This is a genomic window from Tepidiforma sp., assembly GCF_026419595.1.
Lineage (GTDB): Bacteria > Chloroflexota > Dehalococcoidia > Tepidiformales > Tepidiformaceae > Tepidiforma.
This window is the reverse complement of record NZ_JANZZD010000007.1, coordinates 1-23,170: the sequence shown is the minus strand read 5'-3', so window position 1 is coordinate 23,170 and position 23,170 is coordinate 1. Positions and strand designations below refer to the sequence as shown.

General features: G+C 69.6%; 24 protein-coding genes. 16 read left to right on the top strand and 8 right to left on the bottom strand.

Features of this window, described 5'->3' with window-relative positions; genetic code table 11:
- The first annotated feature begins 26 nt into the window (after positions 1-26).
- The 3 genes from N2041_RS05480 to N2041_RS05470 all read left to right on the top strand — a co-directional run bounded on the left by N2041_RS05480 (position 27) and on the right by N2041_RS05470 (position 4,029).
- Positions 27-584, top strand: coding sequence for a hydrolase (locus N2041_RS05480; protein ID WP_297676631.1), 558 nt, complete (start codon positions 27-29; stop codon positions 582-584).
- Between the two features lie 202 nt (positions 585-786).
- Positions 787-3,231 carry a leucine--tRNA ligase gene (leuS, locus tag N2041_RS05475; protein WP_297676629.1) on the top strand — a complete coding sequence of 815 codons (2,445 nt, stop codon included), beginning with the start codon at positions 787-789 and terminating at the stop codon, positions 3,229-3,231.
- Positions 3,232-3,369: 138 nt separating this feature from the next.
- Positions 3,370-4,029, top strand: coding sequence for a polymer-forming cytoskeletal protein (locus tag N2041_RS05470; RefSeq protein WP_297676627.1), 660 nt, complete (start codon positions 3,370-3,372; stop codon positions 4,027-4,029).
- 104 nt (positions 4,030-4,133) lie between these two features.
- Here the strand turns inward: N2041_RS05470 and N2041_RS05465 are convergent, their stop codons facing one another.
- The 6 genes from N2041_RS05465 to N2041_RS05440 form a co-directional block, all read right to left on the bottom strand.
- Positions 4,134-4,388, bottom strand: a complete 255-nt coding sequence (locus N2041_RS05465; RefSeq protein WP_297676625.1) for a hypothetical protein — start codon at positions 4,386-4,388, stop codon at positions 4,134-4,136.
- A 111-nt stretch (positions 4,389-4,499) separates the two neighbouring features.
- On the bottom strand, positions 4,500-5,036 hold the full coding sequence (locus N2041_RS05460) for a hypothetical protein (RefSeq protein WP_297676623.1): 537 nt from the start codon (positions 5,034-5,036) through the stop codon (positions 4,500-4,502).
- Positions 5,037-5,039: 3 nt separating this feature from the next.
- Positions 5,040-5,522: a pantetheine-phosphate adenylyltransferase gene (gene coaD, locus N2041_RS05455; RefSeq protein ID WP_297676621.1), complete on the bottom strand. Its 483-nt coding sequence runs from the start codon at positions 5,520-5,522 to the stop codon at positions 5,040-5,042.
- Positions 5,519-6,079 carry a 16S rRNA (guanine(966)-N(2))-methyltransferase RsmD gene (rsmD, locus tag N2041_RS05450; protein WP_297676619.1) on the bottom strand — a complete coding sequence of 187 codons (561 nt, stop codon included), beginning with the start codon at positions 6,077-6,079 and terminating at the stop codon, positions 5,519-5,521. The genes coaD and rsmD overlap by 4 nt, the downstream gene beginning before the upstream one ends.
- Positions 6,079-7,782, bottom strand: a complete 1,704-nt coding sequence (locus N2041_RS05445; RefSeq protein ID WP_297676617.1) for a glycosyl hydrolase family 18 protein — start codon at positions 7,780-7,782, stop codon at positions 6,079-6,081. The genes rsmD and N2041_RS05445 overlap by 1 nt, the downstream gene beginning before the upstream one ends.
- A 33-nt stretch (positions 7,783-7,815) precedes the next feature.
- Positions 7,816-9,036 carry a trypsin-like peptidase domain-containing protein gene (locus N2041_RS05440; RefSeq protein ID WP_297676615.1) on the bottom strand — a complete coding sequence of 407 codons (1,221 nt, stop codon included), beginning with the start codon at positions 9,034-9,036 and terminating at the stop codon, positions 7,816-7,818.
- 118 nt (positions 9,037-9,154) lie between these two features.
- Between N2041_RS05440 and greA the strand changes: the two genes are divergently transcribed.
- From greA to sucC, 7 genes are all read left to right on the top strand, one after another.
- A complete protein-coding gene (greA, locus tag N2041_RS05435; RefSeq protein WP_270056440.1) occupies positions 9,155-9,622 on the top strand; it encodes a transcription elongation factor GreA in 468 nt (155 codons plus the stop codon).
- Between the two features lie 80 nt (positions 9,623-9,702).
- Positions 9,703-11,172, top strand: coding sequence for a lysine--tRNA ligase (gene lysS, locus N2041_RS05430; protein ID WP_297676610.1), 1,470 nt, complete (start codon positions 9,703-9,705; stop codon positions 11,170-11,172).
- Complete coding sequence (locus N2041_RS05425) at positions 11,173-11,688, top strand: NUDIX domain-containing protein (protein ID WP_297676608.1); 516 nt, start codon at positions 11,173-11,175, stop codon at positions 11,686-11,688.
- The gene (serS, locus tag N2041_RS05420; protein ID WP_297676606.1) at positions 11,682-12,968 is read left to right on the top strand and encodes a serine--tRNA ligase; all 1,287 of its coding nucleotides are present in this window, start codon (positions 11,682-11,684) and stop codon (positions 12,966-12,968) included. Before N2041_RS05425 ends, serS begins: the two co-directional genes overlap by 7 nt.
- A 140-nt stretch (positions 12,969-13,108) precedes the next feature.
- Complete coding sequence (locus N2041_RS05415) at positions 13,109-13,663, top strand: hypothetical protein (protein WP_297676604.1); 555 nt, start codon at positions 13,109-13,111, stop codon at positions 13,661-13,663.
- A gap of 76 nt (positions 13,664-13,739) precedes the next feature.
- Positions 13,740-14,447: a protein phosphatase 2C domain-containing protein gene (locus N2041_RS05410; protein ID WP_297676602.1), complete on the top strand. Its 708-nt coding sequence runs from the start codon at positions 13,740-13,742 to the stop codon at positions 14,445-14,447.
- Positions 14,448-14,494: 47 nt separating this feature from the next.
- Positions 14,495-15,754, top strand: a complete 1,260-nt coding sequence (gene sucC, locus N2041_RS05405; protein ID WP_297676600.1) for an ADP-forming succinate--CoA ligase subunit beta — start codon at positions 14,495-14,497, stop codon at positions 15,752-15,754.
- 88 nt (positions 15,755-15,842) lie between these two features.
- Here the strand turns inward: sucC and N2041_RS05400 are convergent, their stop codons facing one another.
- Complete coding sequence (locus tag N2041_RS05400; RefSeq protein ID WP_367187689.1) at positions 15,843-16,457, bottom strand: ATP-dependent Clp protease proteolytic subunit; 615 nt, start codon at positions 16,455-16,457, stop codon at positions 15,843-15,845.
- Positions 16,458-16,655: 198 nt separating this feature from the next.
- On the opposite strand from N2041_RS05400, the gene typA reads away from it, so the two are divergent.
- The 6 genes from typA to N2041_RS05370 all read left to right on the top strand — a co-directional run bounded on the left by typA (position 16,656) and on the right by N2041_RS05370 (position 22,391).
- Complete coding sequence (gene typA, locus N2041_RS05395; protein ID WP_297676595.1) at positions 16,656-18,509, top strand: translational GTPase TypA; 1,854 nt, start codon at positions 16,656-16,658, stop codon at positions 18,507-18,509.
- 42 nt (positions 18,510-18,551) lie between these two features.
- On the top strand, positions 18,552-19,619 hold the full coding sequence (locus N2041_RS05390) for an alanine racemase (protein ID WP_297676593.1): 1,068 nt from the start codon (positions 18,552-18,554) through the stop codon (positions 19,617-19,619).
- 66 nt (positions 19,620-19,685) lie between these two features.
- Complete coding sequence (locus tag N2041_RS05385) at positions 19,686-19,835, top strand: hypothetical protein (protein ID WP_297676591.1); 150 nt, start codon at positions 19,686-19,688, stop codon at positions 19,833-19,835.
- 58 nt (positions 19,836-19,893) lie between these two features.
- Positions 19,894-21,060, top strand: a complete 1,167-nt coding sequence (locus tag N2041_RS05380) for an acyl-CoA dehydrogenase family protein (protein WP_297676589.1) — start codon at positions 19,894-19,896, stop codon at positions 21,058-21,060.
- A 13-nt stretch (positions 21,061-21,073) separates the two neighbouring features.
- Positions 21,074-21,733 carry a nitroreductase family protein gene (locus N2041_RS05375; protein WP_297676588.1) on the top strand — a complete coding sequence of 220 codons (660 nt, stop codon included), beginning with the start codon at positions 21,074-21,076 and terminating at the stop codon, positions 21,731-21,733.
- A 73-nt stretch (positions 21,734-21,806) separates the two neighbouring features.
- Complete coding sequence (locus tag N2041_RS05370) at positions 21,807-22,391, top strand: VOC family protein (protein ID WP_297676586.1); 585 nt, start codon at positions 21,807-21,809, stop codon at positions 22,389-22,391.
- 17 nt (positions 22,392-22,408) lie between these two features.
- Here the strand turns inward: N2041_RS05370 and eis are convergent.
- Positions 22,409-23,170 (bottom strand): sterol carrier protein domain-containing protein (gene eis / locus N2041_RS05365; protein ID WP_297676584.1); only part of this gene is annotated, 762 nt, incomplete at its 5' end.

Sequence of the window (23,170 nt, the reverse complement as noted above, 5' to 3'; positions counted from 1 at the left end):
AACCGGGGCTCTGGTATCCTCGCGCTATGTCCGAACCGCGCCGTCGCATCCTCATTCCCGGCGACCGGAAGCAGGCAGCCCCTTCGGCCGCCGGCGACGCGTCCCTGCCCGTCGAAGCCTGCGATTGCCCGCGGCTCGACCCGGCCGACTGGGACGGCGTCGAAAGCGACTGGTCCGACATCACCTTCCTGCGCGCCTCAGTGAAAGCGCTGGCCGGCGTGCCCGTCGGCTTCGATGCCGCCCGGTCCGCGCTCTTCGAACGCGCCAGCGCCCTCGGGTTCGAGGTGCCGGAGGATGCGATGCTCCTCATCGGCGAGGGAACGTTCAGCCGGCCGCTGCTCCTCGAAGTCGAGGGCGAGGTCCCCGCTTCGAAGGAGGTGATTCGCCCCGGCGGCGTCGCCTACAGCCGGCTCGTAGAAGCCCCATGGGGCGAGCTGGCGAAGGCCGCCCGGCGGCTCCGCGATGAGGCCCGCGAGCGGTACGGCCGCCCGCCGGCCGCCATGTACGCGTGGTACCTCACCTGCCCCGTTTGCTCCCGCGAGCGCAACTTCGAAACGCTTCTCGTTGCCCACTATCCCGGCTAACTCGTCGGGAGCGGCCCAGGTTCGCCGCTGGACGACTCGCGCCCGGTGCGATGACGCTCCCGATGGCCCGCCGGTATCATGAGCGGCATCATGCCGACCCCGACGGCACGGGCGACCCTTCTTCGGCCCCGCGGCCACTAGCCGGCGGGGCCTTCCCGAATCCTCTCCGCAGCGAAGACCGAGCTACCCCCTGGAGCAGTCCATGCCCGACCGCTACGACCCCGCCGTGATCGAAGCCAAGTGGCGCGAGCGCTGGCTCGCCGACCGCCTCTACCACGCCCCGGACGACGACCCGCGTCCCAAGTGGTACGCGCTCACCATGTTCCCCTACCCTTCGGGCGACCTCCACACCGGCCACTGGTACGCCATGGCGCCCAGCGACGCGGCCGCCCGCTACCGCCGCATGCAGGGCTACAACGTCCTCTTCCCCATGGGCTTCGATGCTTTCGGCCTCCCGGCCGAAAACGCCGCCATCAAACGCGGCATCGACCCGAAGGCATGGACCTACGCCAACATCGACCGCATGCGCGGCCAGCTTCGCATGATGGGCGCCGGGTTCGACTGGGACCGCGAAGTCATCACGAGCGACCCCGAATACTACAAATGGACGCAGTGGTGGTTCCTCAAGTTCTACGAGAAGGGGCTCGCCTATCGCGCGGAAGCCGCAGCCAACTGGTGCCCCGGCTGCCAGACCGTCCTCGCGAACGAACAGGTCATCGACGGCCGCTGTGAGCGCTCCGACGATATCGTCGAACGCCGCTTTCTGACCCAGTGGTTCTTCCGCATCACCGCCTACGCCGAAGAACTCCTCCGCTTCGACGGCATCGACTGGCCCGAGCGCATCAAGGTGATGCAGACCAACTGGATCGGCCGCTCCGAGGGCGCGACGCTCCAGTTCCGCGTCGACGTGCCCGGCGTCGATGAACCGCTTCGCGTCTTCACCACCCGCCCCGACACGGTTTACGGCGCGACCTTCATGGTGCTCGCCCCCGAACACCCGCTGGTCGAACGCATCACGACACCGGAATGCCGCGACGCGGTCGACGCGTACCGCGTGCAGGCGAGCCGCCAGACGGAAATCGAGCGCCTCTCCACCGAGCGCGAAAAGACGGGCGTATTCACCGGCGCCTACGCCATCAACCCCTTCAACGGCAGCCGCGTCCCCATCTGGATCGCCGACTACGTGCTCGTGACCTATGGCACCGGCGCCATCATGGCCGTCCCCGCGCACGACCAGCGCGACTTCGAATTCGCGCAGAAGTACGGCCTCCCGGTCATTCCCGTCTTCGACCACCCGGAAATCGACGTCACGAAGCCGCTCACCGCAGCCTTCACGCGCGGCACGAAGATGATCAATTCCGGCCCCTTCGACGGCACGCCGGCAGAAGAAGCCATCCAGCGCGTGACCGCCTACGCCGCCGAGCGCGGGTTCGGTGAAGCAACCGTCACCTACCGCCTGCGGGACTGGCTGATCTCCCGCCAGCGCTACTGGGGCGCGCCGATCCCGATGATCCACTGCCCGGACCACGGCATCGTGCCTGTCCCCGAAAAGGACCTGCCCGTCCTGCTGCCCGAGAACGTGAAGTTCGATCCCACCGGCCAGTCGCCGCTCACGCAGGTCGAGGAGTGGGTGAACGTCCCGTGTCCCATCGACGGCAAACCCGCCCGCCGCGAGACGGACACCATGGACACGTTCATGTGTTCCAGCTGGTATCAGATGCGGTACATCGACCCGCACAACGACGCGGCGCCGTTCAGCAGGGAGCTGGCCCGCAAATGGCTCCCCGTCGACCAGTACACCGGCGGCGCCGAGCACGCGGTCATGCACCTGCTCTACACCCGGTTCTTCTGGAAGGCCGCGCGCGACCTCGGGCTCGTCGAAGGCGACGAACCGATGCTCCGCCTCTTCAACCAGGGCGTCATCCTGGGCCCCGACGGCAACCGCATGTCGAAGAGCCGCGGCAACGTCGTCGCCCCGGATGAGCAGGTCGCCCAGTGGGGCGCCGACTGCTTCCGCTGCCAGCTCATGTTCGTCGGACCGTGGGACCAGGGCGGCCCGTACAACCCGACGGGCATGGCCGGTATCTCCCGCTGGCTCCACCGCCTCTGGTCGCTCGTCGTCGACCCGGTTCAGCTCGTCGAAGCGCCCGATTCGCCCGCGGCTCGTGACTTGCGCCGGGCGACGCACAAGACCATCCTCGCTGCCACGCAGGACATCGAGCATTTCCGCTTCAACACGATGATCTCCCGGCTGATGGAGCACTCCTCGGCGCTCCAGCGGGCGCGCGATGCCGGCCCCGTCGACCGCGCCGCCTGGGAAGAGGGCATCCGCACAGCGCTCCTCCTCACCGCGCCGCTCGCGCCGCACATCACCGAAGAGCTCTGGGAGCGCATCGGCGGGCCGTACTCGATTCACCAGCAGCGCTGGCCCGAGGCCGACCCCGAGCTCGCCCGCGACGAGGAGGTCGAGATCGCCGTCCAGGTCAACGGGAAGCTCCGCGACCGGGTGACCGTGCCCGCCGACGCCGATGAGGCGCTGGTCCTCGAACGCGCCCGCGGGCTCGAGCGGGTCGCCGCCGTGCTCGGCGACCGCGCGCCCCGGAAGGTGATCTACGTCCCCGGTAAGCTCGTGAACCTCGTCGTCTGACGTCGTTTAGCGTTTCGTTCAGGTTCGAAAATCACCGGGAATTTACATTGCCGGGTGGACGTTCGGTTGCCGGGGCAGTACGGTTGCCCCGAGGAGGCTGTGCGCACCCCGCAATCGCGCGCCGCCCCAGGAGGGCCCATGCAAATCAAGAAGAATCCCCGCGACGCTGCCTATCCGGAGACCGTCGCACGGTACGACCGCGAGCGCCCGGCCGCGGAGCATGACCCCTACGCCGAATCCGCGCCGGAGGCCGCCTACAGCCGCGGTATCGCGCCCCGCGCGGGCGTGGCGCCGTCTCGCCCGGATGAACCGCGCGCCGAGGCCCCGGTCCGCAGCGAAAGCGTCATCGACCGGCATTCGTCGTTCGATGGGCGCTTCGAAACCGAGCAGGACCTGCGCATCGAAGGGGCCATCAGCGGCGAAGTGATCTGCCGCGGCACGCTCACGCTCGAGAAGGATGCTTCCGCCCGCGCGCGCGTCCAGGCGCGCGAAGCGCTCGTGAAAGGCCGTCTCGAGGGCGACATCGTGTGCTCCGGCCGCCTCACCATCGCCGCGACCGCCGTCGTCACCGGCACCATCCGCGCCCCCATCCTCGTCGTCGAAGAAGGCGCGTCCATCTCCGGCAACGTCGATACCACGCAGAAGGCGGCCGACATCGTTACCCGGCCTGCTGCGCGGTCGGCCGAGCCCGCGCCTGCCGATGCACCGTCTCCCGCGCCGCGCCCGGCCCGGCGGGAAGCGCCGTCATTCGCACTCGTCTCCAGCGATGCCGAACCAGTGACTGCCGAGCGTCGCTGAGCGCTCACTCAGGCTGAACGCCGCACACGAACGAAGGGGGTTCGTCGATTGACGAACCGCCTTCGTTGTGTCGTTCGGTCCGGCGTCAGCGTGAACAGCGCCATTCAGGCGACAGTGAAATAGACGACCCCATCCACGACCCACGTATTCGCCGTCTTGCCGATGCGCCGCGCGGCCCTGCTGATGCGCATCGCGATCGCCCGCGGCGTTTCACCGCGCGCGGGAACGAGTTTTCCCGCTTTTCCCTGCGGAACTTGCTCCACGTATTTCTCGTACTCGCGCATGCGGGCTGCAAGGCGGCCAGTTTGCCGTGCAGGCCGCGGAGCTTCCGAATCCTTGATGACGGAAAACTCGGCCATGTCCATGTTCCTCCGGCGGTGCTCCAGGAAACCCGGGTGATGTTGCTTAGCACGTACTATATCCCGCCCTCGTGAAAGCGGGAAATGACGTGCTGGAGCCGCTGCAGTCGTTCAGTTTTGCTCGCGGTCGAGCTGTTCGAGGTTTTCCCGCACCGAGCCCTGGAGCTGGGTGAGCAGCCGGTCCAGCCGCAGCAGCACTTCGCGCGTATACCGGTTGAGGTTCTCGAGCTCCTGGCGGGTCGCCTCTGCCGCTTCGCTCAGGTGCGCCGCCGCAGTCGCGTCAGCCTCGGCGACGATCTGGCGCGCCCGCGCCTCCGCGTCCATGAGCAGCTGCTGCGCCCGCTCCTCGGCCGCCCGCGTGATGGCGTGCTCTTCGATGAGCCGCGCGCGCTCCTGCTCGGCGCGCTCCATCGTCCTCCGCGCGCTCAGGTGGGCATCATCGATGATCTGCGTCCGCGCCTCGAGAATCTGCTGAGCCTGCCGCAGGTCCGCCGGGATCGCCAGGCGAAGCTGGTCGATGAGGTCCAGCAGCCGCCTCCGGTCGACCACCAGGTTGCCGCCCACCGGGAGCCGCCGGGATTCGAGGACGAGCTGTTCGAGCCCGTCGATCAGCTCGAGGAACTCCAGCTGCGCCCCCTCCGGGCTCAAGGGTTACTCCTGTCCGAGCTTCCGCCGCAGCGCGGTCCGCACGTGCGGCGGCACCAGGTCTGCGACATCGTAGCCCAGGCGCGAAACCTCCCGGATCCGGCTCGCGCTGATGTAGAGGAACTCCTGGTTCGCCATCAGGAACACCGATTCGAGGTGCGGCGCCATCTTCCGGTTCATCATCGCCATGTCGAATTCGACTTCGAAATCGCTCACTGCCCGGATCCCGCGCACGATGGCCACCGCTCCTTTGCGCTTGGCGAATTCGACGGTCATCTCATCGAACCCTTCGACCTCGACCGTTGGCATGTTCTCGACCGCCTGCTTCACCATCGCGATCCGCTCTTCCCAGGTGAACATCGTCGCCTTGTCGCGGCCCTTCACGACGGCCACGATGACGCGGTCGAAGAGGTGCGTCATCCGCACGATCAGGTCGAGATGCCCATTCGTCACCGGGTCGAATCCGCCCGGGTAGACTGCGATCCTCATTCGCCCTCCAGGTGGCTGTACAGCGCGACGGCGGTATCGCCGTAGGTGCGCCGCTCGAGGAGCTGGAGCCCTCGGGGCCGCACCGGCGGATTGTACCGGCTTCCATGCTCGAAGACGACGCGCCCGCCCGGCGCCAGCAGGGGTGCCAGGCCGGCCAGCACTTCTTCTTTCGCGGGGTCGTCGTACGGCGGGTCCATGAAGATCAGGTCGAACGGCCCTTCGAGCCGCGTGAGCGCGGCCGGGATGCGCCCGCGCAGCACCGTCGCGCGCTCGCCGAGACCGGTCCGCGCCAGGCTCTGGAGGATCGCCTCCGTGCAGGCGGCTTCGCCTTCGACGAACGTGGCGTGGGCCGCGCCCCGGCTGAGCGCCTCGATGCCGAGCGCGCCCGTGCCGGCGTACAGGTCGAGCACGCGCGCATCCTCCACCGCGCGCCCGAGGATGTTGAAAATCGCCTCGCGCACCAGCCCGGAGGTCGGCCGAAGCCGCACTCCGCGGGGCTCCACCAGCGGCACCCCGCGGGCGACTCCGCCCGCTACGCGCACCCCGCGCCCGGCCATCAGGGCCTCGCCGTCGGCGACGGTGTGGCGCCTGCCGCAGGCCGTGCGCGGACCGTCACGTCGACCGAGTTCTCGAACAGCGCGACGCCGTCGCTCAGCGTGAGCGTGACCTTGTACGTGCCGGGCTCCGACGGCGTGAACCATCGCGCCGACCCGCGGCCGGTGTCCTCGATGGCCCCGCTGCTGACGGCCCAGCGCGGCTTCAGGTCCTCAGCGTTCGGCTGCTGGAGCGTCGGCAGACCGCTCGTGACGAAGGGGATGATCGCCGGCCAGATGTCGCCCAGCAGCACGTTCTCCGAAGCGTCTTCGATCGCCACGCCGCCCAGCTTGAACGTCGGAATGAGCTCGAGCTTGAACCCGATGCTGAAGACGTTCTCGAGGTAGATCGTCCGGCTGCCGCCGCCCTGCGGCTGCTTGTAGCTGAAGGCGACGGTCGCCGTTTCCGGGTACCAGCGCAGCCCGGTGAGCCCTTCGTCGCGGTCGATATTCGTCCCCGCCACGTCCACCTGCGTGCTGGTCGTGATGGCATCCGCCTGCGCGCGCACCGAAATGCGGGTGGCGATGTTCATCGCGTCGACCAGCGTCAGCCGGTTGATGGTCTCCCCGCCCGTCTCCGTCGCGTACGGCGAGACGGTCAGCACGAGCTTCGAAGGCGGCACCCGCTCCGCGAGGTAGCGGAGCACCTCCGGCATGACGAGCCGGTAGGTGGCCTGGTCGCGGTACGGCGCGATCTTTACGAGGTCGGCCTGCGCGGCAATCGCCCGGAAGTCGTACGCGCCCTCGTCGATGCGGTTTTGCGTCTTGATGGGCGAAGGGAGCGTAACCGTCAGCTTCTTCCCCTGCCCGTGCAGCGCCCCTGCCAGCTCGCCGATGAACAGCGTGAACGACGTCCGCTGCGTTGCCGGGAGGTCGAGGTAGGCGATGTCGATGCCGTTCACGCCGGCCTCGTTCGCCTTCGCGACGATCTGCTGGACGTGGTTCGTGCGCGAGCGGGCGTCTGCCAGCAGCGTCTCGACCACCGCGACCTGCCCTGCCACCGATGCGTTCGCCGCGATGACGGGGTACACCTCGTAGGTCGCCGTCCGCGCGACCGTCCGGCTCAGCTCGCCGGCCACGCCGCCGTCGGCCGCAGGCGCGAAGTCGATCGGGTGCACGATCGTCACGTGCGGCGCGGCTTGCGGGTGGAGATTCGCGTTGTGCGGCAGGTACGCGACGACCTCGCCGGCCGGCGTGTTCCGCCGCAGCACGGCGATGACCGGCGGCGCATCCTTGAACGTGCCCGTGACCACGGTGCCCTGCGCATCCGGGACGGCCGGCGCGACCGGCTCCCAGCGCTGCGCGCCTTCGTCGTACCGGAAGAAGCTGAGCATCCGCCCATCGGCCGCGGGTTTCAGGAGCGCCGCCTGGACCTGCAGGTCGAACCCGGGCTGGACCGCAGTCGCCTTGGGGTTCAGCTCGAAGATGCGCGAGGCGAACTCGTAGCCTTCCGGCGCTGCGATGTCCCGGTCCGACGGGCAGTAGACGTCGACACAGCTGTCGCTGCCGCAGATGCGCCCGAAGGCGAACCAGCCGAGGAGCGCGATGCCGACGAGGATCGCCCCGAGCCCGATGATGCGCCCGAGCGGCCGCTGGCCGCCCCGCCCCCCGAGCGGCTGGCTCGCTCCGCCGGCCCCCCACGGCAGGCGCCCGCCTCCCCGCATCATCGGCGAAGCCACTCCCCGGGGGCGTTGGGATGCCTATGACCGTTTCGCAAGGCGAACCTCGGCCTCGATTATCCGGCCATTCCGATTGAGGACAACTTTGACCGTCTCGCCCGGCTGATGCCCCGCCAGCGCGTTCAGGAGCGGCGTGCGGGCGTCGATGACGTCATCGCCGAACTGGACGATGACGTCCCCGGCCCGGATGCCCGCCTGTGCCGCCGCCCCGCCCTGCACGATCGTCAGCACGACGGCCCCGGAGCTGACGGCCAGCGCCGGCAGCCGCGCGGCGACCTCCTCATTCAGGTCGATGTGCTCCAGTTCGAGCGACGGCCGCGCTATGGGGCCCCGCGCCGCGATGATGCGGTTCGCGATCTCGAGCGCGCGGTTCGAAGGAATCGCGAACGCCACGCCTTCGACCGGCTGACCGGTCCCCGATTGCCGCAGGATGGTCGTCGGGATGCCGACCAGCTGGCCGGCGAGGTTGACCAGCGCCCCGCCGCTGTTGCCGCTGTTCACCGCCGCGTCGGTCTGGATGATGTCGTCGTGCCGGACGCCGTCGAGCAGCCGCGACCGGTTCAGCCCGCTGACCACGCCGACCGTCACCGACCCGTACAGCTCGCCCAGCGGGTTGCCGATGGCGATGACGGTCTCGCCCGGCTGCAGGGCGTCCGAATCGGCTGCCTCCATCACCGTGAGCCCGACCGGCGCCACCTGCAGCACGGCGATGTCGTTGAACGGGTAATCGTGGCCGATGAGCACGGCCGGGCGCTCGGAGCCGTCAGCGAACACGACCTTCAGCTGGTCCGTGCCCATCACCACGTGCGCATTCGTCAGGATGTACCCCTCCGCGCTGATGACGACGCCGCTGCCGACGTCGAACGTCCGCCGCGTCGCGCTCTCGACCCGGACCACCGCCGGGCGCGCCTTCTGGACGGCATCCGTTACCGCCGAGGTGATGTCGACCTCGACCACGGCCCCCGCGGACCCGCCCGGCTGGCCCGCGCCTTCGCCCTCGTCCCCGAACCGGAGCACGAGCAGCCCGCCGGCGATGCCGCCGCCGAGCGCCGCCGCGACGACCGCGAGTGCGAGCGCGAGCCAGCCGGGGCCGCGGCGGCTCGAGGGCGGCGCCGGTGCGGCGGGCGGGGCGGCCGCCGGCTCGGCAGGAGCCGTCTCACCGCGCGCCGCGAGCCCGTCATCGCCCGGCGGCGGCCGCCAGACGCGCCCGCCCGGTCCCGGCTCCCCGGATTCACTCGTCATGCGTCTCCCCGTCGCGGCGATTGCCGCGCCTTCTCCGCCGTCGGTATACTTTCGGCGGAACTGAGGCAACGCGCGGCCTCAGTTCATTTGTTGTCGCGCGGCAACCGTAGGGTACGACATGATGGAAAAGCCCGTTCCGCTCACCCGTGAAGGAAAAGCAAAGCTCGAGCAGGAGCTCGAGCAGCTGCGGATTCGGCGGCGCGAAGTGGCGGAAATGATCCACAACGCCCAGGAGCAGGGCACCAGCCAGGCCGACGCCGAGTACGACGACGCCAAGCTCGAGCAGGGCCGTGTCGAAGGCCGCATCCTCGAGATCGAGGACATCCTCCGCCGCGCCAAGATCATCGACGAAGAAGCCGCCCACAGCGCCGGCCGCGTGATGGTTGGCTCCACCGTCGAAGTCGACCAGGACGGCACGGTCCGCACCTACCGCATCGTCGGCGGCCCCGAGGCCGACCCCCTCAACGGCAAAATCTCGAACGATTCGCCGGTCGGCACGGCCCTCCTGGGCAAAGCCGTCGGCGACGTCGTTTCCGTCAACGTGCCGAAGGGCGTCATCAAGCTCAAAGTCCTCAAGATCGACTGAGCCGCACCCCGCGCGCACAATCGAAAGCGCAGCTCGTGACGGGCCGCCCCCGGCGGCCCGTTTCCGTGGAGGAGCCGCTCGTGGATGAACTCGTCGCGCAGCGCATCGCGAAGCTCGAAGAGCTGCGCCGGCTCGGCATCGACCCCTACCCGCCCCGCTGGGAGCGTACCCACACCTCCCGCGAGGTCATCGCCATCGTCGAAGCGCTCCCGCCCGAAGCGAGCGAAGCCGAAGGGGTAGAAGTCCGCGTCGCTGGCCGCGTCATGGCCCGCCGCGACATGGGGAAAGCCACGTTCATCGATATCCTCGACGGCGCCGGCCGACTGCAGGTGCTCCTCCGCGCGAACGCCACCGAAGGCTACGACCTGCTCCGGCTGGTCGACCTCGGCGACTTCGTCGGCTTCACCGGTGTACCCATCCGCACCCGCACCGGCCAGCCGACCGTCGCCGCCAGCTCCTGGACGATGCTCGCCAAGGCGCTCCACGCGCCGCCCGAGAAGTACCACGGTCTCGCCGACCCCGACCTTCGCCAGCGCCGCCGCTACCTCGACCTCATGGCGAACGAGGAGACCCGGCGCGTCTTCGAAATCCGCAGCAAGACCGTCGCGGCGATCCGCCGCTTCCTCGACGACCGCGGCTTCATGGAGGTCGAAACCCCGATTCTGCAGGTGACCGAAGGCGGCGCCGCAGCCCGCCCGTTCGTGACGCACTTCAACGCGCTCGATGAGCCCCGCGTCCTGCGCATCAGCCTCGAGCTCTTCCTGAAGCGCCTGCTCGTCGGCGGCTTCGAACGCGTCTACGAGATCGGCCGCAACTTCCGCAACGAAGGGATGAGCTTCAAGCACAACCCCGAGTTCACGATGCTGGAGTCGTACCAGGCCTACGCCGACTACAACGACGTCGCCGCGATGACCGAGGAGATGATCAGCACCGTGGCGCGGCAGGTCCTCGGCACGACGACCATCACCTTCCGCGGCCAGGAGATCGACCTCGCGCCGCCGTGGCGCCGCATGACGTTCTTCGAGGCGCTGAAAGCGCACGGCGGCCCCGACCTCGATGTCTTCACCGACGCCGACAGCCTCCGCGCCGAGCTGCGCCGCCGCGGCCTCCCGGTGACCGACCAGATGGGCTATGGCAAGCTCGCCGACGAAGCCATGTCCCACTACGTCGAACCGAACCTCATCCAGCCGACCTTCCTCCTCGACTACCCGGTCGAGCTGTCGCCGCTCGCGAAGCGGAAGCCCGGGAATCCCCGGCTCGTCGAACGGTTCGAATGCTTCATCGCCGGCTTCGAATGCGGCAACGCCTACACCGAGCTCAACGACCCGCTCGACCAGCGCCAGCGCTTCGAGCAGCAGCTCGCCCTCAAGGCGGCCGGCGACGACGAAGTGGAGCTCGTCGACGAAGACTTCCTCTTCGCGCTCGAGCACGGGATGCCGCCCACCGGCGGCTTCGGGATGGGCATCGACCGCCTCGTCATGCTGCTGACCGGCCAGTCCTCCATCCGCGAGGTCATCCTCTTCCCGCCGGTCCGCTCCATCGAGGACTGAATGGCCGGCCCGGTCGAGCGCCACCACACGGCCACCGCCTACATCGTCGCGGGCGAGCGCACGCTCCTGCTCTGGCACCGCGGCCTGCGGATGTGGCTGCCGCCCGGAGGCCACCTCGAACCGAACGAGGACCCGGTGCAGGGCGCCATCCGTGAGGCCCGCGAAGAAGCCGGGCTCGAGGTCGACGTCATCCCGCCGCCCGGCCTGCTCCGGGTCGAGCGCCCGCTCGTTCTCCCGCCCCCGGCGGTCATCCTCATCGAAGACATCGTCCGGCCCGACCAGCCCTTCCACCAGCACATCGACCACGTCTACTTCACGCGGGCCCTCGTCGAGGTCGATTTCACCGCCCCGATCCCCCACGGCCCTCACCGCTGGGTCGCCTACGACGAGATCGCCGCTTCGGTTGCGCTCCCGGCACCCGATGGTACGCTCGTGCACGTTGCCGAGGACGTCCGCCTCCTCGGCCTCCGCGCCATCGAGGCAGCCGCGGCCCGGGGGAGCTCGACCGGATGCTGAGTATCCAGTTCATTCGCGAAAACGCCGAGCGCGTTCGCCGCGACATGCTCCTGCGCAACGCCGACGTCAATATCGACCGCATCCTCCAGCTCGACGAGCAGCGCCGCCAGCTCCTCCAGCAGGTCGAATCCCTGCGGGCGAAGCGCAACGCGGCGAGCAAAGCCATCGGCGCAGCGAAGGACCCTTCCGAGCGCGAACTCCGCATCGCCGAGATGCGGCTCGTCGGCGATGAAATCCAGCGCCTCGAAACGAAGCTCCGCGCCGTCGAAGACGAACTCCAGCAGCGGCTCTACGAAGTCCCGAACATCGTCGACGAGGCCGTCCCGCGCGGCCCGGACGAGACCTCGAACGTCGTCGTCGAGAGCATCGGCGAGCCCCGCGCCTTCGATTTCGTTCCCCGTCCTCACTGGGAGCTCGGGACGATCGTCGACGGCCTCGATATCGAACGCGGCGCGCGGATGGCCGGCTCGCGCTTCTACGTGTTGAAGGGGCCGCTCGCCCGGCTCCAGCGCGCCCTCATCCAGTTCATGCTCGATGAGCATACCGCGGCCGGCTTCACCGAGGCCTACGTGCCCTACATGCTCTCCGAAGCGTCGCTGCTCGCCTCCGGCCAGCTGCCCAAGTTCCGCGACAACCTCTACCGCGACGCCGAGGAAGACTTCTACTTCATCCCGACGGCCGAGGTGGCGCTCGTCAACTACCACCGGGACGAGATCATCCCGCCGGGGCAGCTCCCGCAGCGGTTCGTCGCGCACACGCCCTGCTTCCGCCGCGAGAAGATGAGCGCCGGACGCGACGTGCGCGGCATCAAGCGCGGCCACCAGTTCGAGAAGGTCGAGATGTTCGTCTACTGCGAGCCGGAGCAGAGCGCCGCCGAGCTGGACCTGCTCGTCAGCCGCGCGAAGCACATCGCGGCCGCGCTCGAGCTCCCCCACCGCGTGGTCGCGCTCTGCAGCGGCGACCTCGGCTTCAACGCCTCGCGCACGTTCGACCTCGAGGTGTGGGCGCCTGGCCAGGGCGAATGGCTCGAGGTCAGCTCCGCCTCCAACTGCCTCGATTTCCAGGCGCGCCGCGCCAACATCCGCTACCGCCCGGCGCAGGAAGCCGCGCCGCGGCACCCCCACATGCTCAACGCCTCTGGCCTCGCCCTGCCGCGCACCGTCATCGCCGTGATGGAGAACTACCAGCAGCCGGACGGCAGCATCGCCGTGCCCCGCGTGCTCCAGCCCTACCTGCGCACCGACCTGATCCCCGCGGTCCATCCCGCCCCGGCCGGTTGACCCGGCCTTTACCCAACTGCACGTTTCACACGCAGATTACACAGCGCTGCCACGAAACCATCCCCCGGAACATTCCCGGCCGGCATACTCGTTGGAGTCAACGAAACCAGCGACCGGATGGAGGGAGCAGCATGCATCCGTTGAAACGACTCGCCGGCGCGGCAGTTGTGGCCGCGCTCCTCGCAGGCAGCACGTTCGCGGCCGATACCGCGTTCGCCCAGTCGCCGCCCGAGCCGCCGTCCCGGTTCGCCGGCAGCGTCACCATCGACGGGCAGCCGGCGCCCGCCGGCACACCGATCGAGGCGCGCGTCGGCAGCACCAGCTGCGGCGTGGCGACGGTGTTCCTGCAGGGCGGCCAGGCCCGCTACGTCATCGACGTCGCCGGCGCGGCCACCCAGGCTGGCTGCGGCACCCCGGGCGCCCAGGTCACCTTCGTGGTCGGCGGCCGGGCCGCGCCGCAAACCGGCTCGTGGCGGAACTACGAGCTCGTCCAGCTCGACCTCGCGCTGACGAGCGCCACCCCGACCCCCGCCGCGACCCAGCCGCCGGCCGCGACGCCGACCCCGCGCCCTCCCGTCGCCGGCACGTCCCGGGCCCATGCGGACGCGCCGAGCGCCTGGTGGATCGTGGCGATGGCCGGCCTCGCCTCGCTCGGTTTCGCCGGCATGGGCTGGGCCGCCTCGCGCCGCCAGTAATCTCCCGGTCTCGCGCCTTCGCGAAGGCTCCGCTGCCCCGGGCGTACGCTCGCCCGGGGCAGTATCGTAGTCGGGCATGAGCGAACTCGCCGGGGGCACGTGGCGCGGCTGGCGCTGGGCCGCTGCGACCGATATCGGCAGACGCCGGGCTGAAAACCAGGATGCCTGGCTGGTGCGGGAGACCTCCGCCGGCCTGCTGCTCGCTGTCGCGGATGGCATGGGCGGCCACCCCAACGGCGCCTGGGCCGCGCGCTACGCCGTCGACGACCTCGCCCGCTGGCTCATCGACCGCCCGGGAGAGGCAAGCGACCTCGTGGCTGGCGTGGCTGCGTTGAATCGCCGGCTCCGGGACGCCGCCGCCCGCCTCGGCACCCCCGGGGCCGGGACCACGCTGACCGCCGCGCTCCTCGAATCTGCGGCCCTCCGCTGGGTTCACGTCGGCGATTCCCGCCTCTACGTCCTCCATGCAGACGGCTTCCGGCAAGTCACCCGCGACCACAACCTCGCCGCCGAGCCGGGCGGCCACCCCGGCCTGGCGAACGTCCTCACCCGCTGCCTCGGCATGGCCGGCGAGCTCGAACCGGACGCCGGCGACCTGCCCGTCCCGGAGGCCGTGTTGCTCGCGACCGACGGGCTCTACCACCTCGTCCCGGCCGACGCGCTGGCCGAGGCCCTGCGCTCGCCGGACCTCGAGCGCGCCGCGTCCCTCCTCGTCGGCCTCGCGAACGATGCTGGCGGCCCCGACAACATCACCGTCGTCCTCGCCCGCCGCGCTATCGGCTAGCGGCCCGAGGCGGTACGCTTCCTCCGCAATCCCTACCGGAGCACCCCATGAAACTTCATGAGTACCAGGCGCGCGACCTGCTCGCGAAGAACGGCGTGCCGGTCACCGCGGGCCGCGTCGCCGCGACCCCGGCCGAGGCGCGCAAGATTGCCGAGGAACTCGGCGGCAAGGTCGTGGTGAAGGCGCAGATTCATGCCGGCGGCCGCGGCAAGGGCCGCCTCGTCGCGCAGTCCGAAACCGCCGACATGTACCAGAAGCTCATCAGCGACCCGGAGAACTACTCCGGCAAGGTTCGCGGCGACCGCGTCGGCGGCGTCCGCCTCGCTGATACCGCCGAAGAGGCCGAGCAGGCCGCCGCCGCCATCCTCGGCAAGCACCTCGTCTCCATCCAGACCGGCCCCGAAGGCAAGCTCGTCAAGAACGTCCTCGTGGCCGAACAGACCGACATCGCCAAGGAGTACTACCTCGCCGCCATCATCGACGGCATGCAGGGATGTCCCCTCATCATGGCGTCCGCCGAGGGCGGCCAGGAGATCGAAGTCGTCGCCCACAACAACCCCGAGGCGATCGTCCGCATGCCCGTCCCGGCGGCCGCCGGCTACTCGCCCTACATCGGCCGTACGCTGGCTGCCCGGCTCGGCTTCAGCGGCGACCAGGCCGACCAGTTCGGCAAGGTCGTCGAAGGCCTCTACCGAACCCTCATGGCGACCGACGCCAGTCTCGTCGAAATCAACCCGCTCGCGCTCACTGCCGACGGCCGTGTCGTGGCCGTCGATGCCAAGCTGAACATCGACGACAACGCGCTCTTTCGCCAGAAGGAGCTCGCCGCCCTGCGCGACCTCGATGAGGAGGACCCGCTCGAGGTGAAGGCGCAGCAGCTCGGTGTCGCGAACTTCATCAAGCTCGACGGCAACATCGGCTGCATCGTCAATGGCGCGGGCCTCGCCATGGCGACCATGGATACCATCAAGCTCGCCGGCGGCGAACCCGCGAACTTCCTCGATATCGGCACCGTCAACGACCCGCAGCGCGTCGTCAACGCCATGAAGGTCATCCTCGAAGACCCCGCTGTGAAGGCGATCCTCGTCAACATCTTCGGCGGAATGGCCCGGGTCGACATCATCGCCCAGGGCGTCATCGAGGCGCACCGCCAGATGAAGATCGACGTGCCGGTGGTCATGCGGCTGGTCGGCACCAACCTCGCCGAGGGCGAGCAGCTCATCAAGGAATCCGGCCTCCCGCTCATCCGCGCCAACGGCCTGTTCGAAGCGGCGAAAAAGGCCGTCGAGGCCGCCGGCGCCGCCTGACGCGCCCGGTTCGACCGAAACAGAAGCGCCCCCGGGAACTTCCGGGGGCGCGTTCGTTTACCTGGTGTCGTTCGGACCGGCGGGGGAGCTAGTTCGCGGCCACCTTGCCGTTGGGGCTCCCCTCGCCCTTCGGCGGCCGGTCCAGGATTTCGTCGATGAGTCCGTACTCCTTCGCCGCCGGCGGGTCGAGCCAGAAGTCGCGGTCCGTGTCGTGCTCGATCTTCTCCATCGGCTGGCCCGTCCGCTCCTGGATGATCGTGCGGAGCACCCGCTGGAGCCGGAGCGTCTCCCGCGCCTGGATTTCGATGTCCCGCGCCTGGCCCTGCGCGCCGCCGAGCACCTGGTGCAGGTGGATCGTGCTGTGGGGGAGCGCGTACCGCTTCCCCTTTGCGCCCGAGCAGAGGATGACCGTGCCCATGCTCGCGGCCAGACCCATGCACAGCGTCGAGACGTTCGGCCGGATCAGGTTCATCGTGTCATAAATCGCCAGCCCCGCCGTCACGCTCCCGCCCGGGCAGTTGATGTACATCATGATGTCCTTCTCGTCGTCCTCGCGGGCGAGGTAGAGGAGCTGCGCGACGACGAGGTTCGCCACCATCGCGTCGATCGGCGTGCCGAGGAAGACGATCCGCTCCTTCAGGAGGAGCGAGTAGATGTCATAGGCCCGTTCGCGCCGGCCGTCGCTCTCGATGACGAACGGCATGATGTCCTTTGGCCGGACGAGGTCTGCATCCGGCCGCTTCCCGGCGACGAGTTCCTGGATCAGGTCATAGCTGCTGCTCATCGCGGCCCTCCGGTCATGCTGCCTCCAGTGTGCGGCCCGCGCTCCGGTTTCGCAAAGTGGGGCGGCGGCGTCCCGGCTCGGCTTCACCGGACTCGAACGCTCCCGCACACTGGAACTATGCCCGAGCGCCGCGCCGACATCCGCAACGTCGCCATCATCGCCCACGTCGACCACGGGAAGACGACCCTCGTCGACGCGCTGCTCAAACAATCCCGCGTCTTCCGGGAGAACGAGCAGGTCGGCGAGCTGATCCTCGATTCGAACCCGCTCGAGCGCGAGAAGGGCATCACGATCATGGCGAAGAACGCCGCCATCGAGCACGCCGGCGTCCGCATCAACATCATCGACACGCCGGGCCACGCTGACTTCGGCGGCGAAGTGGAGCGCGTCCTCAACATGGCCGACGGCTGCCTGCTCGTGGTCGATGCTGCCGAAGGGCCGATGCCCCAGACCCGCTTCGTCCTGCGCAAGGCCCTCGAGCTCGGCCTCCACCCCGTCGTCGTCATCAACAAGATCGACCGTCCGAACGCCCGCCCGGCCGAGGTGCTCGACCTCACCTCCGACCTCTTCCTCGAACTCGCGACCCACGACTACCAGCTCGAATTCCCGGTCATCTACGCCAGCGCGCGCGACGGCTACGCAGGCACCTCGCCTGATGTCCGCTCCGGCGACATGGGGCCGCTCTTCCGGGCCATTCTCGACCACATCCCGCCGCCGGAATGCGACGCCTCCGCCCCCTTCCGGATGCTGGTGACCACGCTGCTCTACGACAGCTACCGCGGCCGCATCGCCGTCGGACGGATTCGGGACGGTGCCGTCCGGCCGGGCATGGCGATCCAGCGCTTCGCCCACGACGGCGCGGTCTCGAACTTCCGCGTTGGGCAAGTCTTCGGCTTCCGCGGCCTCGACCGCGTCGAGCTCGAGTCCGCGGAAGCCGGCGACATCGTCGCCGTCACCGGCGTGCAGGACGTCCTCATCGGCGAGACGCTCGCCGCGCCCGAGGTCACCGAGCCCTTGCCCGCCATCGCGCTCGAGCCGCCGGCCGTGAAGATGACGTTCCGCGTCAACGATTCGCCGTTCGCCGGGCGCGAAGGCCAGTTCGTCACCAGCCGTCAGCTTCGCGAGCGCCTCTTCCGCGAAGTCGAGACGAACATCGCGCTCCGCGTCGAAGAAGGCGATTCTCCCGACCAGTTCATCGTCAGCGGCCGCGGCGAGCTCCACCTCGCCATCCTCGTCGAGACGATGCGCCGCGAAGGGTTCGAGTTCGCCGTCACGCGGCCAGAAGTCATCCTCCGCGATGGGCCCGCCGGCCGCGAAGAGCCGTTCGAGCGCCTCTACATCGAAGCGCCGGAGTCCGCCACCGGCTTCCTCATCGAGGCACTCTCCGGCCGCAAAGCGCAGATGGTCGGGATGCACTCCGGCGAGGACGGGCGCGTCCGGTTCGAATTCGACATCCCGACCCGGGGCCTCATCGGCTTCCGCGATACGTTCGTCACCGGCACCGCCGGCGAAGGCATCATGAACACCGAGTACCTCGGCTACCGGCCGTGGGCCGGCGACATCAGCCGGCACCGTTCCGGCGCGCTCGTCGCCAGCGAAACCGGCACCGCCCTTGCCTACGGCATCGCCGCCGCCCAGGAGCGCGGCATCCTCTTCATCAGCCCCGGCGACGAGGTCTACGTCGGCATGGTCGTCGGCCTCCACAGCCGCGACAACGACCTCGATGTGAACGTCTGCCGCGCGAAGCACCTCACGAACATCCGCAGCTCGACGTCCGACATCGCCGTCAAGCTGGTCCCGCCGCAGCCGCCCAGCCTCGAACAGGCGCTCACCCTCATCGCCCCGGACGAGATGGTCGAGGTGACGCCGAAGGCCATCCGCATCCGCAAAGCCGAGCTCAACCCGGCGCTCCGGGCGAAGGAAGCCCGCAAGGCGAAGTACGCCGCCCTCGAGGCAGGCCGCAGCGGCTGACCGGGCTGGCGGCCGCGCCCGCTGCGCCGTACAGTCCCCGCCATGCACCTCGAAGAGATCGATACCCCGGCCCTCCTGCTCGACCTCGATGCTGTCGAAGACAACATCGCCAGCATGCAGCGCCTGCTCGGGGGCAGCCCGGTCCGCCTTCGGCCGCATTTCAAGACACCGAAGTGCCCCCAGGTTGCCCGCATGCAGTTGGCGGCCGGCGCCATTGGCATCTCCGTCGCCAAGCTCGGCGAGGCCGAGGTGCTCGCCGACGCCGGGCTCGGTCCGATCCTCATGGCCAACCAGGTCGTCGGCGCACCAAAGCTCGCACGCCTCACCGCGCTCCTGCGCCGTGGCGTCGATATCACCATCGCTGTCGAATCGGAGTTCAACGTCCGCGAGCTCGCCCGCGCCGCCCGCGAAGCCGGCGTCCGCGCTGCCGCTGTGATCGAAGTCGACGCAGGCATGCACCGCTGCGGCACCGCCGACCCGGCGGAGACCGTCCGCCTCGCCCGCCTCCTCCTCGAGGAGGGCATCGACTACCGGGGCATCATGGGCTACGAGGGCCACATGTACGGCCAGCCCGAAGCCGGGCCGCGGGAGGCGCTCATCCGCCAGGCGCTGGACACCGTTCGGGGGCACGTGGAGGCGCTCGCCGAAGCCGGGCTGGCGCCCGCCATCGTCTCGACCTCCGGCACCGCCAGCGTCCCCATCGCCGCTGCCATGCCGTTCGTCACCGAACTCCAGGCCGGCACCTACGTCTTCAACGACCTCCACAACGAGCCGTTCATCCCCGGTCAGTTCCGTTTCGCGCTGACGCTGCTGACCACCATCACGTCGGTCAAAGAACGCTACGCCGTGGCCGATTGCGGCATGAAGTCACTGACCAACGAGTTCGGTCCGCCCGTCTCGCCCGACGGCAGGCTCCGCGCCGCCCGGCTGAGCGAAGAACACGCCATCATCGTCGGCGACGGTGTCTCCGCGCTCGCGCCGGGCGACCGCATCGAGCTCATCCCGAGCCACGGCGACACCACGCTGAACCTGCACGACGTGTACTACGTCCGGCGCGGTGGCGAAATCATCGATACCTGGCCCATCCTCGCGGCGCGCCGCTTCCGCTGAGCGGGGTACAATCCCCGCACACGAAGGTTCCCGGCGCTCGTCCGGGATTCGCCGAGGGGGAGAACGATGCGGAAGTGCCCGTGGTGCGGCCGCGAAAACCTGAACGTCTACGCCTACTGCCAGGGCTGCGGCCGGGGCTTCGCCGGCCCCGCCGAAGAACGGAACGAGAAGAAGCGCCGCTTCCCCTGGCCGTTCGGTTCGAAGAAGGCCGCCTGATATCTTGCGAAGCGCCACCGCGGCGCCTACGCTTCGCGGCCTGCAGGAGGTTGCTGCCATGCCGGCCGCCACGTCATCGCTCATCGATGCGGCGCGGGAGATAGCGCCGCTCGCCCGCCGCCACGCCGACGAATCCGAGCGGGACCGGAGGCTCGCTCCCCCGGTCGTCGCCGCCCTGCGCGACGCCGGCCTGTTCCGGATGCTCGTGCCGCGCGAACTCGGCGGCGCCGAGGCCACCGTCGCTGCCCTCGTCGGGGCGATCGAAACCGTCGCCGCTGGCGACGGCGCAGCCGGCTGGTGCCTGATGATCGCCGCCACCACCGGCATTACCGCGGCCCTCCTCCCGCCGGAGGGCGCGCGGGAGATCCACGGCGACCCCGGCTCGATCACCGGCGGCATGCTCATGCCGCGGGGGACTGCCCGGCGGGTCGAAGGCGGCTACCGGGTAACGGGCCGCTGGGCCTACGGCAGCGGTTCGCCCCACTGCACCTGGCTCCTCGGCGGCGTCACCGTCGTCGACGAAAGCGGAGCGCCGGAGACCCTTCCCGGCGGCCACCCGCACCTCCGCATGGCGTTCTTCCGCGCCGGCGACTACGTCATCCACGATACCTGGCACGTCTCGGGTCTCCGCGGCACCGGCAGCCACGATTACGAAGTCGCGGACCTGTTCGTGCCGGAGCGCCACACCGCCGGCATCGGCGGCGTCCAGCCCTGGCCCGAAGGCCCGCTCTACCGCTTCCCGATGTACGGGCTGCTGGCGCTCGGCGTCGCGGCGGTCGGCCTCGGCATCGCGCGTGCGGCGATCGACGAACTCGTCAGCCTTGCCGGGGCAAAAACCCCGACTGGCAGCCGCCGCGTCCTCGCCGAGCGCGCGGCGGCGCAGGCCGGCATCGCCGAGGCCGAAGCCCTGCTCCGGAGCAGCCGGGCGCTCCTTGCTGACGCGATCGGCAGCGCCTGGGCCGCAGCAGAGCGCGGCGAGGTGCTCTCGCTCGATGACCGGGCCGGGCTCCGGCTCGCCGCCACCCACGCAGCGCGGAGCTGCACCCGCGCGGTCGATATCTGCTACGACCTCGGCGGCGGCACGAGCATCTACGAAGCGAGCCCCCTCCAGCGCCACTTCCGCGACATCCACACCCTCACACAGCACGTCATGGTCGGCCTGCCGACCTACGAGGTCGTCGGCCGCATCATGCTCGGCCTGCCGACCGATACGTTCATGCTCTGAGCAGGGAGGCCCCGTGGACCTGATCGACGGCATCTTGACGCTCCGCGCCATCCGGCGGTTCACGGACGAGCCGATCACGGACGAGGAGGTGCTGACCTGCCTCCGGGCCGCGCGCCAGGCGCCGAGCGGCGGCAACATCCAGCCCTGGCAGTTCCTCGTCGTCCGCGATGAAGCGCTCCGCCGCAGCCTCGGCGACATCTACCGCCGCGCCTACGACCGGTACGAACCGGCCATGCTCGCCGCCACGCCGCCCTTCCGCGACGACGCCGAGGCAGAGCGCCACCGCCGAACCGTCGCCTCGGCCCGCTACCTCGCCGAGCACCTCCACGAAGCGCCCGTCATCGTCCTCTTCCTCATGCCGAACATCAGCATGACCCTCCACGATGCCGAAGGCCCGCTCGATGTCGGTACGCCGTGGGCCTCCGTCTACCCGGCGGTCCAGAACTTCATGCTCGCTGCCCGCGCGCTCGGCATCGGCACGACGCTGACGACCGTCATCCGCATCTACCAGGATGAGGTTCGCGCCCTGCTCGCCATCCCCGACCGGTACGAGCTGGCGGCACTCGTCCCGATGGGCCGCCCGCGCGGCCGGTTCGGCGTCGCCCCGCGGAAGCCGCTCTCCGCGGTGACCCACTGGGACCGCTTCGGTAGCCGCCGCGCCGACATCGAGTGAGCGCGGCGCCGCCGCTTGACCTGCTGCGCTAAAATTTTGGAACGCCGTCCGGGACCGGCGGCAGGGAGGCAGCATGGAACGCAAGAACACCGAATTCGAATTCCGCGGCATCAACCACCTCGCGCTCGTCTGCCGCGATATGGAGCGCACGGTCGACTTCTACTCGAACGTCCTCGGCATGCCCCTCATCAAGACCATCGAGCTGCCCAACAACATGGGCCAGCACTTCTTCTTCGACATCGGCAATGGCGACTCGCTCGCCTTCTTCTGGTTCCCGAACGCGCCGGAGGCCGCGCCCGGCATCGCCGCCCCGGCCGGTATGCCCGGCGAAGGCGAGCTCGCCACCGCCCACGGCTCGATGAACCACGTCGCCTTCGATGTCCCGCCGGAGAAGTTCGACGAGTACTACGAAAAGATCAAAGCCAAGGGCATCGCCGTCACACCGATCCTGAACCACGACGACAGCCCCCGGCAGGTCTCGCGCGAAGTGCATGAAGGGACCTTTATCCGCTCCTTCTACTTCCAGGACCCCGACGGCATCCTGCTCGAGTTCGCCTGCTGGCTCCGCGCGATGGGCCCCGACGACGTGAAGCACAAGCCGGCGCGTGCGGTCGACCGCGACCGCTACCTCGGCCTCGTCGGCACCGGCGGCAGCTGACCGCCCGGCTCCGGACTTCAGAACCCGTTTGGACAGAACGGTTCGTACTCGGTCCGGAACATCGCATCGGCGAGGCGCAGCGCGCGATCGTCGGCTGCTTCGAGCCGGCCCGCCCGCGCGTGGAACGTCGCGCTCCGATGACCGGCCAGGAGCGAGGCGAGCACCGCCGGCGGCATCGTGAGGTCTGGTTTGCCGTCGAACCGCCGCGCCTCGGCATGGCTGCCGGAGGATTCGAGCTGCCACGTGCCTTCGTTCCATGGACACTCCGGGTCGGCGACGATGCCAATCGCCAGCCGGCCCTCGGCACCGTACGGCCGCGCCGCCAGCGCGCTGGCCGCATCGACCACCCGCATCCAGATCGCGTCCTGCGTTTGCCGGTTCAGCACGCGCGGCTCGAGGAGGAGCTCCGGGGCCGGGTCGTCCGGCGGCACGCCCTTCCACTCGATCCGCCGCGCGAGGTCGTGCGCCCGCAGGAACTCCCACAGCGCCGCCCAGGCCCCCGGCGTGAGGGCCACGAACTCGGCCACCCGGAGCTCCTGCTCACCTTCGTCCGGCCGGTGCTCCACCCCCTGCGCCGAGTAGACCGCATACCCCTGCGGCTGCCCGTCGGTGTCGCGGTAGACCGCGACGTGCACCGGGAGGCCCTTCTTCGGCGGCCGGAAGGTCGACACGCGCCACAGCTCCGCCGACCGGTGGATGACGAGGTTCCGGGGCGTCGCCCACGCGATGAACAGGGGCTTGATGACGGGGTACGCCGCTTCGGGGGTGAGGAGCTCGAT

What these genes read in the sequence shown, in the direction of transcription:
- N2041_RS05480 (WP_297676631.1), top strand. Translation starts at nt 27, where the DNA reads ATGTCCGAACCGCGCCGTCGCATCCTCATTCCCGGCGACCGGAAGCAG.
- leuS (WP_297676629.1), top strand. Translation starts at nt 787, where the DNA reads ATGCCCGACCGCTACGACCCCGCCGTGATCGAAGCCAAGTGGCGCGAG.
- N2041_RS05470 (WP_297676627.1), top strand. Translation starts at nt 3,370, where the DNA reads ATGCAAATCAAGAAGAATCCCCGCGACGCTGCCTATCCGGAGACCGTC.
- N2041_RS05465 (WP_297676625.1), bottom strand. Translation starts at nt 4,388, where the DNA reads ATGGCCGAGTTTTCCGTCATCAAGGATTCGGAAGCTCCGCGGCCTGCA.
- coaD (WP_297676621.1), bottom strand. Translation starts at nt 5,522, where the DNA reads ATGAGGATCGCAGTCTACCCGGGCGGATTCGACCCGGTGACGAATGGG.
- rsmD (WP_297676619.1), bottom strand. Translation starts at nt 6,079, where the DNA reads ATGGCCGGGCGCGGGGTGCGCGTAGCGGGCGGAGTCGCCCGCGGGGTG.
- N2041_RS05445 (WP_297676617.1), bottom strand. Translation starts at nt 7,782, where the DNA reads ATGATGCGGGGAGGCGGGCGCCTGCCGTGGGGGGCCGGCGGAGCGAGC.
- N2041_RS05440 (WP_297676615.1), bottom strand. Translation starts at nt 9,036, where the DNA reads ATGACGAGTGAATCCGGGGAGCCGGGACCGGGCGGGCGCGTCTGGCGG.
- greA (WP_270056440.1), top strand. Translation starts at nt 9,155, where the DNA reads ATGATGGAAAAGCCCGTTCCGCTCACCCGTGAAGGAAAAGCAAAGCTC.
- N2041_RS05425 (WP_297676608.1), top strand. Translation starts at nt 11,173, where the DNA reads ATGGCCGGCCCGGTCGAGCGCCACCACACGGCCACCGCCTACATCGTC.
- serS (WP_297676606.1), top strand. Translation starts at nt 11,682, where the DNA reads ATGCTGAGTATCCAGTTCATTCGCGAAAACGCCGAGCGCGTTCGCCGC.
- N2041_RS05410 (WP_297676602.1), top strand. Translation starts at nt 13,740, where the DNA reads ATGAGCGAACTCGCCGGGGGCACGTGGCGCGGCTGGCGCTGGGCCGCT.
- sucC (WP_297676600.1), top strand. Translation starts at nt 14,495, where the DNA reads ATGAAACTTCATGAGTACCAGGCGCGCGACCTGCTCGCGAAGAACGGC.
- N2041_RS05400 (WP_367187689.1), bottom strand. Translation starts at nt 16,457, where the DNA reads ATGCCGTTCGTCATCGAGAGCGACGGCCGGCGCGAACGGGCCTATGAC.
- typA (WP_297676595.1), top strand. Translation starts at nt 16,656, where the DNA reads ATGCCCGAGCGCCGCGCCGACATCCGCAACGTCGCCATCATCGCCCAC.
- N2041_RS05390 (WP_297676593.1), top strand. Translation starts at nt 18,552, where the DNA reads ATGCACCTCGAAGAGATCGATACCCCGGCCCTCCTGCTCGACCTCGAT.
- N2041_RS05385 (WP_297676591.1), top strand. Translation starts at nt 19,686, where the DNA reads ATGCGGAAGTGCCCGTGGTGCGGCCGCGAAAACCTGAACGTCTACGCC.
- N2041_RS05380 (WP_297676589.1), top strand. Translation starts at nt 19,894, where the DNA reads ATGCCGGCCGCCACGTCATCGCTCATCGATGCGGCGCGGGAGATAGCG.
- N2041_RS05370 (WP_297676586.1), top strand. Translation starts at nt 21,807, where the DNA reads ATGGAACGCAAGAACACCGAATTCGAATTCCGCGGCATCAACCACCTC.